8 protein-coding genes are annotated in these 13,926 nt (G+C 43.8%); 1 reads left to right on the top strand and 7 read right to left on the bottom strand.

Annotated features, from left to right (window positions below; all coding sequences use genetic code 11):
- The first annotated feature begins 21 nt into the window (after nt 1-21).
- Entirely contained in the window at nt 22-717 is a 696-nt protein-coding gene (locus tag EOD41_RS07330; RefSeq protein ID WP_127704131.1) for a PAS domain-containing protein, read from the top strand.
- 26 nt (nt 718-743) lie between these two features.
- On the opposite strand, the gene EOD41_RS07325 is transcribed toward EOD41_RS07330, so the two are convergent.
- The 7 genes from EOD41_RS07325 to EOD41_RS07295 all read right to left on the bottom strand — a co-directional run bounded on the left by EOD41_RS07325 (nt 744) and on the right by EOD41_RS07295 (nt 13,808).
- Nucleotides 744-1,757: a hypothetical protein gene (locus EOD41_RS07325; RefSeq protein WP_127704130.1), complete on the bottom strand. Its 1,014-nt coding sequence runs from the start codon at nt 1,755-1,757 to the stop codon at nt 744-746.
- A 147-nt stretch (nt 1,758-1,904) separates the two neighbouring features.
- Nucleotides 1,905-3,998 (bottom strand): LruC domain-containing protein, encoded by a 2,094-nt coding sequence (locus EOD41_RS07320; protein WP_164849897.1) that lies wholly within the window; start codon nt 3,996-3,998, stop codon nt 1,905-1,907.
- Between the two features lie 224 nt (nt 3,999-4,222).
- The gene (locus EOD41_RS07315) at nt 4,223-6,307 is read right to left on the bottom strand and encodes an LruC domain-containing protein (RefSeq protein WP_127704128.1); all 2,085 of its coding nucleotides are present in this window, start codon (nt 6,305-6,307) and stop codon (nt 4,223-4,225) included.
- Between the two features lie 218 nt (nt 6,308-6,525).
- Complete coding sequence (locus tag EOD41_RS07310; protein WP_127704127.1) at nt 6,526-8,616, bottom strand: LruC domain-containing protein; 2,091 nt, start codon at nt 8,614-8,616, stop codon at nt 6,526-6,528.
- A gap of 227 nt (nt 8,617-8,843) precedes the next feature.
- On the bottom strand, nt 8,844-10,490 hold the full coding sequence (locus tag EOD41_RS07305; RefSeq protein WP_127704126.1) for an ATP-dependent DNA ligase: 1,647 nt from the start codon (nt 10,488-10,490) through the stop codon (nt 8,844-8,846).
- Nucleotides 10,487-11,578 (bottom strand): ligase-associated DNA damage response exonuclease, encoded by a 1,092-nt coding sequence (locus EOD41_RS07300; protein WP_127704125.1) that lies wholly within the window; start codon nt 11,576-11,578, stop codon nt 10,487-10,489. The genes EOD41_RS07305 and EOD41_RS07300 overlap by 4 nt, the downstream gene beginning before the upstream one ends.
- A 91-nt stretch (nt 11,579-11,669) precedes the next feature.
- A complete protein-coding gene (locus tag EOD41_RS07295) occupies nt 11,670-13,808 on the bottom strand; it encodes a carboxy terminal-processing peptidase (RefSeq protein WP_127704124.1) in 2,139 nt (712 codons plus the stop codon).
- Nucleotides 13,809-13,926 lie beyond the last annotated feature (118 nt).

Genomic DNA, 13,926 nt, shown 5'->3' with positions numbered 1-13,926 from the left:
GATATTAAAAGAAATAACCAGATGATGAACGTGCCATTTACCCCGCAACTGCTTGGCGACCTGATAGAAAAAGGTTTTACATATGTATTAGCCAGCGTTGCATTTGATGAAGCTGATACTGAAAGTTCTCCGCTGGTGCTAAAACCGGTGAAAACAGAACCTGTACTCGCAAATTTGCCCGAAGGATTTCAAACGTATTATAAAATTACCCGCGAGCCGCTGCAAATGGTATGCGGCGGAACTGATATACCCCTACTTCTTCAGTATGATGCTATGGCTGTTGGCGATGGCAGCAGCAGCATTTATGACGATACCTATTTCAGGATGAGCGAGGAGTTTTTCAGGCAGGTACTGGACAGCCTGGAAGACTATGCCATTTTTACTACCGACACAATGGGTAATGTAAACAGCTGGAACAACGGCGCCCAAAAAGTATTAGGCTATGCCGAGCAGGAAATATTAGGCATAAACAGTGAAGTATTCTTTACCCAGGAAGACCGTGAGAGTAATGAACCTGAAAAAGAACTTAAAACTGCATCGACAGATGGCCGTGGCATTGACGAACGTTACCATGTACGGAAAGATGGCAGCCGTTTTTGGGGCACAGGGCTTGTATTTCCGCTATTTGACGAAAGCGGAAAGCATCGTGGCTATACCAAAATTATGCGTAACCTGGGTGAAGAAGAACACGCCCGCCAGGTTGCCGAAAGCAAATAACACCAACGGGCGTGTTCTGTACTTTATTAATCTAACTCAATTTTGGTAAGCCCTTTGCCCGCAAGGTAAAGGGCTTTGCCATCGTTAGATATAGCTATTCTTTTGTTTTCAACATTTTGGGCTATCTTAGTTACAATACCATCTTTTATCTGATATACGTTACCTATTGAGCCAACACCTGCGACGCCTTCCGGATTATATTCACCGGTTTTAAAATATATTGTTTTGGCATCTTTACTAACCTCTATCATGGCCATTACCGCAAAAAATACACTATCTATAGGCCCTTCATCAATTATAGTTTGATGATTATCAGGTGAGTTTCTGAAACCTTCTTTAAAAGTATAATTAAAAGAGCTATTCGGATCTAATGTGTAATGATAAAGTCCTCCGTAATAAAGATCACCAACAACGCCTAACCAGTTCCACCACAAATCGCCGGGCGCTCCGGTTGTAAAGCAGGTTATAAACGCATCTTCTGTTTCAGAAAAAGGTATCAGGCCAAGCTGGCCATTTTGGGTAATCTTATGCAGAGAAAACAATATCGGGTCAAATCCGCCTCGTAGCGTCCCGAATATGATGGAATGATCGGCTTCGTCAACATTTAGCTCAAGGTTTCCAAAGGTTTGTTCAGTAAAATCTTGTAAAGGTGGCTGACCAACCTGATAAAACTTAAGCAGCTTACCGCTCTTCATAATCTTAATCCCGTTTGTTCCTCTTAAATAAAAAGTAAAGTCTTTTGAAATGGCCAGGTACATTGGATTGAAATTATCATAAAAACCGGCCGGTACAGGAACGTCAACCAAAGCTGTACCGTTCAGCCGTTTTAACCGCCCGTTCTCCAGCAGAAAAACATGGTCATTATAACATATTTGCACATCAGTAAAGGTGTGGGCATCAGCCGGTATTACCGTGATTAAGTCCGTTGTATCTCCCGGCACAAGCGTTTCTGCCTTGTCAGTTTGCAAATCGTGGCCGTTAAACTTTTTACAGGATGTAAATACAGCGCATAAAATGAGTAAGATAAATAAGTTTTTCATGGCATATCTGTTTGGTTAAACAAGTTTAGCCAATAACTATTAGCAAGATGTGTCACGGTTTGCGTTGTATAACATATTGTGAAAATATGTTTAAAACAAAAAAACCGCCTCATTTCTAAGGCGGCTCACATTTAAAACTGTTTGATCTTATTTCATGTACAAGTACTCCAGATTGGCATACCCCGGTTTTTTGTATTTGTACCAGTCGGTATATTGTGTACCGCCTGAACGAACCCACTCGTCAAAGTGTGTGTAAGCCCTGTTAATGTTAACCGTTTCTATCGGGTATTTGGTTGTAGTTTTATAACTGATGGCCCATGGCAGGTTACTGTCGGCTACGTAATATTTGTTTTTAGCCGGATCGGTCCTGTCATCAATAGAGCCAAAGAAGCTTTTATCAGCTTGATCGGTTGGTTTGTAACCCGGTAAATGCACCTCGCGACCGCGTGTAAGGTTGATCATCAGGAACGGATTAAAATCTGATATCTTAAATTCGGCACGGTTACGCGGACTGGTTAAAGTCAGTTTTACAGTAACCATTTTACCATCCACTGTTTCCTTTTCAGGCATAGTGTTTACAAAGTAAGAAGCATCAGGGTATTTAAGCACATTATCCTGGTTATCAAACGGAATAATCACTGCCTTTTGCTGACCTGCTTCAACACCGTTTGGTGCAAGCGATACATAGTTTTCTGAAAGCTGCTGTCCTTTTACCGAGCGTATTGCCGATGACGAAATTGGCAGTTGCAGGCCAAAGCCATTTTTAAACGACGCGCCGGCAGCAATAGGGTCAAAAGTAAGTTCCATATTCACCACTTCGTTGCGGGCGTTCAGCGCAAATTTATAGCGATAATTGATTACCATATCATTCATATCATAATCTCCTTTTGCCGGCCAGTTATCCTCAAAGCCCCATTGCGCGTAGGTTTTTGCCGAAGGATAGTAATCGTTATAAGCAAGCTCCGCATCATTGGGATATTCGTCCTGATCGTCAGGAACACCATCACCATCGGTATCAGGCTTATTGTCAATTGGCGGGATATTGCCCGGATCAATAGCGTTTTGAACCTGCGATTTTACATAGAAAACAATATCGTTAAAGTCATGATCGCAATATGTCTCCTCGCGTTGTATATCTTCAAAGCCTACCAAAAAATGTCCGTGATCGTTATCATTCAGCACGATGGTGTGCTTTTTCAGGTTGCTGCTGCTCTCTGGATTGAACTCGTCAGTCGAGTAAAATTTGTTTACACCAGTTTCAATATCGGTGCTTGTCCATGAGTTACGCAGCACAATAAAACCGATTGTAGTACCAGGTTCAAAAGTACCTAAAGTAACTTTGTCACCCGATTTCAACGCGCCGCCCGATCCGCCTACCGAAGCATTCGGGAATATAAAGGTCGCCTTTTTGATATTGTCCGGTGATTTAGGTGGATTTTTGGTTGGATAAGTATAATAAGCCAGCGTATTCTGATAGCTTGCCCCTTCAGACACAAAAGTTAAAGTTACAGGCGTACGTTTAGTGATGTTTAACACCGATGATACGCCGCTGCGCAGGTATTCAGGATGGTGATCCATAACCGGTACCGATTCGGGCAGCGAACTGTTGATGTATTGAAGCGTTTGCACGTCTATTTCATCCGGCTGTTTCTCAAGATATTTCGGGATACCTAAAAATAGCGGGTAATCATAGTCGTTACGTACGGCATCGTTAATTGAAGTGTAAGGCGCAGGCCATACAAATTTGATAGCAGTAACATCGTTGGTACGCAAGGTTGAAGTAGCTGTCTTCTTTGCCTCTTCAGGGATTACACCACCGCTAAAGCCGGTTTTGCCACCAATGGTTGCTACAGCCGTTGTACCTTGCAGCTTAACATGAGCGTTACGCATCAGGCCTACATAAGCCGGGTCAACAACAAGTTCGTTAGTTGAAGCCTGGATGTTTACCTGGGCCGATAAACGCCCCCCCTCATCGGTTATCCCCTTAAATATCGGATCTGCAAGATTTGTATCTTCCGGGTCATAAACACTTACCTTCACCCCGGCCAGCGGCTGATCGTTCGGAGCTTTAAGTGTAATATCAAGATTTACATCTTTGGTGGTTTGATAAGTAAAACCTTCGGGCATCAGCAACTCCGGTTTTGCAGGGTTACCGGCAATTGCAGGGTCAAGGTTTTCTTTTTTGCAGGATACATAGCACATAGTGCTAACTGCAGCAAAAAGCGTTAAGATTTTTTTCATAGTATGTAAGTAAAATAGATTGCCCTGTGCAGCACAAACATGGCTCCATTGTGCCATTTTTTACTTAAAAACTACGTTTTTATCGATAATAGAAATTTACTTTCCACAAACTGGAAAATCAATTCTACAAGCTATTCCTGTTATTCCCCAAAATTCCACAGCATAAAAAAAGCAGCCCTGGCAATGCCAGGGCTGCTAATGTATTGCTTGTTATATACTGAGTATTATTTTGTGTACAGTAAACTGGTGTTACGGTAACCTGCTGCCGTGTTGCTGTACCAATCGGTATATGATGTACCGGCCGATCTGGCCCACTCTGCAAAGTGCAGGTACGCGTTGTTGATTGGCGCTGTTTCTATAGGGTACAATATTGAGGTATTGTAGCTGATAGCCCATGGCCAGTTCTCGTTAGAAAGATAGTATTTACCTGTTGATGGTTTTGAAGCATCATCAGATGTATCGAACAATTTAGCGTCAGCCTTATCAGTTGGCGCGAAGCCGGGCAGGTGAACTTCGTATCCACGGCGTTTGTTGCTGATCAGGAACGGATTGAAGGCTGATGCCTGCAGGTTAGCCGGATCAATAGCAGCGGTGAATTTCACTTCAACAGATACTGTTGTACCTACTACTTTGTTCTTATCCATCATAGTGTTTACAAAGAATGACAGGTCAGGGTATTTCAGCACGTTGTCCTGATCGTCAAACGGAATGATAACCGCTTTAGCCTGGCCGCTTTCAACACCATTTGAGGCGCGGCTGATATAGCTTCCGGTAATGTTTTGACCGGTTACTGATGCAACTTGCGAAGCAGCTACAGGTAACTGTAAACCAAATCCGTTTTTAAATGACGCGCCTGATGCTACCGGAACAAAATCACCGGTTAACGATATTACCTGGTTTTTAGCGTTGCTGATGAATTTATAACGGCAGTTTACTACAAGGTCATTCAAATCGTAGTCGCCTTTGTTTGGCCAGTTATCTTCAAAAGCAACCTGCGCGTAAGTATTTTCTGATGGATAGTAGCTGATATACGCTTTTGTAGCGTCATCAGGGAAAGCGTCTTTATCGTCATCCACACCGTCGCCGTCTTTATCTTTACCTGTATCAACCGGTGGCACGCCATCGTCTGATATACCGGTAACCGGGTTTGATGTAGCGTAGAAAACAAGGTCGTTAAAGTCGTTGTCTGAACTACCGTCACGTGGAAGGTCTTCAAAACCTATCAGGAACAGGTCATTTGCACTATCGTGCAGTACCACTGAGTGTTTTCTCAGGCTGGCAGTGCCTTCAGGGTTCAGGTTATCGTCTGAATAATAAGTAGTGTTACCTGTGTTAACGCCTGAACCGTTCCATGAGTTACCAATCAGCATAAAGGCGATTGTGGTACCTTTCGGGAAACGGCCAAGCTTTACTTTGTCGCCGGCTTTCAAGCCACCGCCCGATCCTACGCCCGAAGCATTAGGAAATATATAAGTAGCGTTTCTGATATCGCGCTCCCTTGCCGGCGGGTTACCTGTAGTATAGGTATAAAACGCTAAGGTATTCAGGTTACCTGCACCTTCTGAAACGTAAGTGATCCAAACGTCCGACTGTTCAACGATATTCAATGTTGATGTAACAGTGCTTTTCAGATATTCAGGGTGTGTTTGCGGAAGCGGGCTCGACTCCGGTAAAGAAGCGTTCACATTGCGCAGCAGTTCGGCAGAGATTGCGTCGCCGGTTGCTTCCAGGTATTTAGGCCTGCCCAGGCTTAACGGATATGATGAAGTATTTAATACCGCTTCAGATGTGTTTCTGTATGGCGATGGGTACGAAATAGTTGTTAAGCTGCTCGCGTTAGTGGTAAGCGAATTAGTTTTCAAAGTGTTTGGTACAACATTGATAAAGTCGCCTGATACACCATCAGCGCCGCCAATAACAATTGAGGTAGCATTGCCTTTTATTTCAGCATTTACGTTACGGATCAAGCCTACATATGCAGGGTCAATAACCAATTGAGTTAATGAAGATGGTACTGTGATCTTTCCTTTAATATTACCACTTTTATCAGTAACGGCTTTAAAAATGGCAGCATCAGGGTTTGATGGATTATAAACATTTACCACCACGCCTGCAATTGCTTCGTTTGTGTTGGTACGCAGGGTAATGTTAACGTTAACGTCTTTCGTAGTAGCAAAATTGAAACCTTCGGGGGCTAACTTGTTGCCTTCAACTTCAGGGGCAGTTTCCTGACCGGGGGTTGAATCCTTTTTACATGAGGCGGCAAATATCGCGGTAGTTATAAAAAGTGTAGTAAATAATTTTTTCATAATAAGTCTCGGGAAATAAAACCAATCGTTCAAATTTGTGTTATACTCTGCCATACGCAAATTCGGTTCCATCGGATTTTGAACCTGAATTTTTCCCATTTTTCTAAAAAACTTGTGGAAGATGGGCGTTTTCTTGAGTATCAAATTCCCCAAAACAAAAAAGGACGCCCCATTTACGGGGCATCCTCCGGTCAGTGTTTATCCTATTTTAACTTACACTATTTAGAATATATAAAACTGTTGTTGCGGTAACCTGATGCTGTATTACTATACCAGTCTGTAAACGATGTACCACCCGATTGTGCCCATTCTGCAAAGTGCAGATATGCTTTAGTTATGCTTGCTTCTTCAATTGGGTATTGAATAGCGGTTGTATAACCTATAGCCCATGGCCAGTTCTCGTTAGACAGGTAATATTTGCCGCTACCCGGTACCGATGCGTCGTCACCTGTTTTAAACAATTTGGTATCTGCTTTATCAGTTGGCGCATATCCTGGTAAGTGCACTTCATAACCCCTGCGCAGGTTGCTGATCAGGAATGGGTTGAATGATGAAGCTGCAAGATTAGCCTGGTCAACCGGTGAAGCAAAAGTTACGGTTACTGTAGTAGTAGAACCTGCAACTTTATCTTTAGTTGGCACTGTATTAATCAGGAATGAGTTATCGGGATATCTTATTACGTTATCGTGATTGTCAAACGGAATAATAACCGCTTTGCTTTGACCGCTTTCAACACCGTTTGAAGCGCGGGTGATATAGTTACCAGTTATATTTTGTCCGGTTACCGACGCTACAGCTGACGCTGCTACCGGCAATTGTACACCAAAACCATTTTTGAAAGAAGCGCCTGCAGCCATAGCGATGTAATCGCCGGTTAAGGTAACCACCTGGTTTTTAGCGTTGCTTACAAAAGTATAACGGTAGTTCACTACAAGGTCATTCAGGTCATAGTCGCCTTTGTATGGCCAGTTATCTTCAAATGCAACCTGCGCATAAGTGTTTGCCGACGGGTAGTAGCTGATGTATGCTTTAGTGCCATCGTTAGGGAAAGCATCCAGTTCATCAAGCACACCGTCGCCGTCTTTATCGCCGCCATCATCAATAATAGCTACACCTTCGTTTGAAATAGCTGTAATAGGGTTAGCAGTAGCATAAACTACAAGGTCGTTAAAGTCGTTGTCTGAACCATTCTGACGGTTGATATCTTCAAAGCCCATCAGGAACAATTTGTGCACATCATCATATAATACAACGCTGTGTTTACGTGTAGCAACAGTTGACTCAGGGTTGAATTTGTCGTTCGAATAAAATTTGGCAGCGCCTGTATTAACACCTGTACCTGTCCATGCATCCTGGAACAATACGAAAGCGATTGTAGTACCGGCTTCAAATGTGCCTAATTTCACTTTATCGCCGCTTTTTAAGCCACCGCCCGAACCTGAAGCCGAAGCATTAGGGAAAACATAAGTGATATCATCGATACCATTAAGTAAAGTACCACCGGTAACCTGGCTTGGAGGGTTGCTTGTTCTATAAGTATAGTAACCTAAAGCATTTTTGTAACCTGCGCCTTCTGATACGAAAGTGATCCATACATCAGATTTTGCTTTTACGTTGATGGTAGAAGTTACTGTAGATGTTAAGTATTCAGGGTGTGTAGTAGTTAATGGTGTACCTTCAGGCAATGAAGCATTGATGTATGATAACAATGAAGCATCAATAACGTCACCTGTGCTTAGCAAATAAGCCGGACGACCAAGGTTTGTAGGACTAACAAACGCGTTTGATGCTGTATAACCTGTAGGATACAAAAAGTCAATGCCCAACAATCCGTTTGTATGTAAGCCGTTGGTTTGTTTGAAAGTTACTTCTTCAGGAACGATATCCCCTGAAAAGCCTTCTGAACCGCCAAGCACAACTGTGGTTGATGAACCGTTGATATTGGCTTTTGCGTTACGTATTAAACCTACATAAGCCGGGTCGATAATCAATTGAGTAAGGTAAGCCGGCACAGTTACTTTTCCACGAAGTTTACCGCTTGCATCAGTAACGCCCCTGTAAATTGGCGCCTCGGTATTTGAAGGATCGAAAACACTTACAACCACCCCCTCAAGTGCCTGGTTGTTGTTTGAATGAAGCGTAATATCAAGACTTACATCTTTTGATGTTTTGAAATTGAATCCGTCCGGAGCGATCTTAGTGTCCGGGGTAACCACACCACCGTCATTATCAGGGGTATTACTGTCTTTCTTACAGGCGGTGAAGCCTACAATAGAAAGGATTAATAGTAAGGTATTTAACTTTTTCATATAAATTAATTAGTGTTCGTTATACGCCACTTAGTCAATTTTTGTTCCAATGTTATTTAACCTTCATTTTATATACCAAATGCCTTAGTTAATGTGGAATGAACGAAATGAACGGCACCATTTTCCCCAAACTTTGGGGAATTCCACATTTTATTGAATGATAATTAAAATATTTCCGGAAAGGAAAGGCGGATATTTGGCACTTCAGTCCGCGTTTACACAATTAGCTACACATCAGTACTATTGTCTGCCGGTGCGGACGGTTCCAGAAACGCTTTCAGTGTTTCAAGTGTATCCGCTTCTTCTTTCTTTTTATCATGACGCCAGCGCAGTATCCTTGGAAAACGTAGCGCTATGCCCGATTTATGCCTTGTTGATTTGTTGATGCCTTCAAAGCCTATTTCAAAAACCAGTTCAGGCTTAACCGTTCGTACCGGCCCGAACTTTTCAAGCGTGTTTCGTTTCACAAAATAGTCGACCTTGTTTATTTCCTGGTCGGTAAGTCCTGAATAAGCCTTAGCAAAAGGCACCAATTTATCACCATCCCAAACGGCAAAAGTATAATCGGTGTACAAATCGGCGCGGCGGCCGTGGCCTTTTTGAGCATAAACCATTACCGCGTCGACAGATAGCGGATCGATCTTCCACTTCCACCAGTCGCCACGACGGCGGCCTACCTGGTAGGTAGCATTTTTACGCTTCAGCATAATGCCCTCAGCAATCATCTCTCGCGATTGCCCACGGATAGCTTCAAGCTCTTCCCAACTGCCGAATTTTATCAGTGTAGAAATATTAAAGATCTGCGGCCATTCGGTTACAGCCTGCAATTGCTCCAATATTTCCCGGCGTTCCGATTGTGTTTTGTAACGGATATCTTCGCCGTTATACTCAAGGCAATCATAAGCGATAACGGCCACCGGGCTTTCTTCCAGTATTTTTTTGCTGAGATTTTTGCGGCCTATGCGGGTTTGCAGTACATTAAAAGGCAAAGGACGGCCATTGGCAAAGCTTAATATCTCGCCATCAAGCACGGTGCCATCGGGCAGGGCATTCAAAAAAGGATGCAGTTCGGGAAACTTATCTGTCGACAGGTCTTCACCCCTGCTCCAGATAAATATTTTGCCTTCACGCTTTATCATTTGCGCGCGTATGCCATCCCACTTCCATTCGGCCTGCCAGTCGGCGGCATCGCCCAGCGCGTCCTGCAGCTCGGCTGCCGATTTTTGCTTTTCAGAGGTTTCCTGTATCGGGTAAGCCAGAAAGAAAGGGTAAGGCCGGGATATATCATCCGCAGCACCCCGCGCCTCTATCAATTGCGTATAGCTATAGGTTTCGGGCATCCAGCTGCCCATAACGCGATGTGTTAAAGTAGCGGGTTCGATGCCCGTAACATCAGACAAGGCCTTAATCACCAGATTTTGCGACACACCCACCCGAAAGCTTCCGGTAAGTATTTTGTTAAACACAAAACGCTCCTGCCTGTCGAGCATCATCCACGATTCGGTAAGCCATAGTTTGCGTTCCTCTTCAGTTTTCGTGGCAATTTCATTTATTTCAGCCACCCATTCGCTAAGTGTTTTACTGCTGCCGCCGGTACTTTCGGGCATTAGCAGCGACATGGTTTCAGCCAGATCACCCACTACATGATAACTTTCCTCAAACAACCACGGTGGTATGTTCGACATTTCAATTGCCCAGTTACGTACCAGCGTGGCATTGATAGGCCGCTTAGGCCGCCGACCCGTAAACAAGGCCAGCATTTGCATTTTATCACTGTCGGGCACACAGTTAAAATAGTCTTTTAATATGCGTACCTTCTCGTTGGTTTTGTTGGTTTCATCAAGAGATAGGAAAAGGTTAGCGAAGTTTTTCATAATGAAGCCTCCTCTGCCTCACCCCGCCCCTCTCCAAAGGAGAGGGTGCTTTCTTCTGATGTAACTGTATCTTTCAAATCAACATCTTGTGCATTTATATCCTCATCATCACCAAATAAGGTATGAACCTCACGTGCGTCAAAGCCTATCTCGTTTAAATAACGAGCGAAAGACGCGGTGTAACCATGGGTAAGGTAAACCTTTTCGCAGCCGGTGGCGTCAATAGCGCTCACCAATCCGTCCCAATCGGCATGGTCTGACAGAACAAACCCACGGTCGGCTGCCCTGCGGCGCTTTGCCCCGCGTAGCGCCATCCACCCCGAACAATATCCAAAACTGAATGGTGCAAACTTGCGTATCCATGGCGTACCAATTGCCGAGGGCGGCGCAAGTATTATTCCTTTTCTTATCTCTTCTTTAGGTGTTTCATATGTAATGCGGGTGGTTGGATTTAAAGTTACTCCGTTACGGCGCAGCGCTTCATTAGTATTTTCGATAACGCCGTGTGTAAATACGGGGCCAATGCTCAGGTCGAGGTGCTGTAAAATGCGTTGCGCTTTGCCCAGCGAGTAACCGGCAATAACTGTTGCTATACCCTGTTCCTTATTGTTGCGCCACCAGTTGTTAATATCAGTAAAAATTTCTGCCTGCGGCTTCCACTGGTAAACCGGCATCCCGAAAGTACATTCAGATATAAAATGATGGCACCTCACCGGCTCAAACGGTGTTGATATACCATCGTCCTCGGTTTTATAATCTCCGCTTACCACCCACACTTCGCCCTTATAACTCACCCTAACTTGCGCCGAGCCTATCACATGCCCCGCCGGGAACAGGCATATCTCAACACCATTCTTCGTTACAGTTTCGCCATATTCAATGGTTTGCAGGTTGATATCGCCGAGGCGGTAGTACAACACCTCTTTAGAAAGGTGGTGCGCCAGGTAGCTTTTATGCCCCCAATAGGCATGATCGGCATGGGCATGGGTAATAACGGCATCATCCACAGGTTTCCATGGGTCGATGTAAAATCGCCCAGTTTCGCAGTAGATTCCGCAATCGGTAAATTCAAGCAGCGGTTTTGCCATAGGTGCATGTATAACCTGCAGAATGGCAAATTGGTTTTAAACAACAAATCCCGGCTGTGGGGCCGGGATTTGTAATACTAAAAAGTCGTTATTATTTGAAGCTGTTAACTGTAGTTGCCAGTTTGTTTTCAAGGTTAATGTAATCAACCAGAATCTGTCCTGCTTCCAGTTTCAAAAAGTCAAGATCTTCGTTACGTGGTTTGGCAGCGCCTTTTTTCAAAGCCGGAAGCCCCATGGCTACCCTGCGCAGGTTGTTGCGTGTAAACGATTTTTCTTCGTCGGCATCACGCTCTTTTTTAAGCTGCGCCTCGTTAAGCGTTACGCTTTTTTCCGACTCATGTTTTTTGAAATCTGCGATATCTTCAAGGAGATATTTATAGCTGTCACTTTGCGCCATACGCTGATCGTGCTGTTTTTTAAGCTGTGGCAGTGCCGCGCTGAAATCACCGGTACGTGCATAATTGCTCTTTGGAATTACATCATAAGGTAATGCCGAAGGCTCAGTATCTTCACCGTATTTATCCAGCGGAATAATAGACGGAAAGCTGATATCAGGCGTTACACCTTTATGCTGGGTAGAGCCGCCGCTTATACGGTAAAACTTAGCCATAGTAAGGTTAAGCTGGCCATATTTGTTCTGGCTGCCGGTACCTACAGTTTTGTCTTTACCGGTAAGGTTTGACAGTTTTTCGCTGATAGATGTACTGATCACTTTATCCAAATTGATAGCGCTTTGCACGGTACCTTTGCCATAGCTTTGAGTACCCACGATGATACCACGGCCATAATCCTGTATAGCGCCTGCAAAAATCTCTGACGCTGATGCACTGAAACGATCGATATTTACCACCAATGGTCCGGTCCATGCCACTTCCGGATCGTCATCATCGTCCACTTCTATCTGGCTGCGTGCATCTTTAACCTGCACTACCGGACCGGTTTTAATGAACAGGCCGGTAAGCTCAATGGCTTCGTTAAGTGAACCACCGCCATTTTGCCGAAGGTCGATCACTATGCCATCAACTTTTTCCTGCTTTAACGTATCAAGCAGTAATTTTACGTCGTGCGTAGTGCTTTTATAATTTGGGTTGCCCGAGCGGTAATCTTCAAAATCAAGGTAGAAAGCCGGGATAGAAATAATACCTACCTTAAATGCTTTACCATTGCTGTTGTATGTTTTGATCTCCTTTTTAGCCGATTGGTCTTTCAAAATGATCTTTTCACGTACCATTTCAACCACCTTTGGCTTGCTGCCTGTTCCGGCGCCCGCAGGTAATATTTCAAGGCGCACAACAGTACCTTTGGTACCACGTATAAGCGCAATGGCGTTTTCAATGCGCCAGCCGATCACATTTTGAAACTCGCCGGATTTGCCCTGGGCTACGCCAACAATACGGTCGTCAACATTTAGTTGTTTGCTTTTATCGGCAGGGCCGCCCGGAACAATAGATTTAATAGTAACATACTCATTTTCTGATGCCAGTGACGCACCGATACCCTGCAACGAACGTGACATTTCGATATTGAAATTAGCCGCGTTGGCAGGATTAAAATAATTGGTGTGCGGATCTACAGCCTCGGTAAACGCGTCCATAAATAACTGGAACACATCCTGGTTTGATAACTTGTTCGATTGCGACAGCAGGCTTTCGTAACGTTTCTTCAGCGTTTCTTTGTTTTTAGCCTGATCTTTATTAGCCAGTTTAAGGTTAAGCAGATCGTACTTTACACGCTGTGTCCAAGTTTTGTTGGCATCGCTCTCGCTGGCAAACCAGGGCAGCTTGTCGCGCTCGTAGGTAAAGCTTTCGTTTTTGTTAAAATCATAATTAGCGTTTACCTGGGCTATCGAATATTTAATACGGTCGTTATACCTTTTTTGGTACACATTAAATATGTAGAATACATTATTGAGGTTGCCCGATTTCAGGTCGTCATCAAGTGTATACCGTACTTTCTCAAAGTCCTTTACATCTTGTGCCTGCAGATAATTATGATTTTCGTCGAGCGATTTGATATACCTGTCATAAATAACTGATGATATCGAATCGTTTAAAGGAACTTTTTTATAGTTATAAGAAGACACCATTTCGGCCACTTTCTGCATCACAACGGCTTGCTGGGCATCGGGCTGAAGGTCATTTGATCCGGTAACTTTTATTGGTTTTGAAGAGGACTGATCACAGGCAAGGGCGGCACCAATTGCCAACACCGCATATATATTTCTTAGCATACTTTTTACCGTTTTTAGATCGGGATTTTTAATTAACATCAATACTTGTGCCTATATTATAAAATAAACAGACAGCAAGTGCCGCCCGCGGTTTAACTTATTGAATAACAATAATACG

It is taken from the genome of Mucilaginibacter limnophilus, from assembly GCF_004005815.1.
Classification (GTDB): domain Bacteria; phylum Bacteroidota; class Bacteroidia; order Sphingobacteriales; family Sphingobacteriaceae; genus Mucilaginibacter; species Mucilaginibacter limnophilus.
Note: the sequence above shows the minus strand (reverse complement) of the source record. Positions and strands in the feature narration are given on the sequence as shown.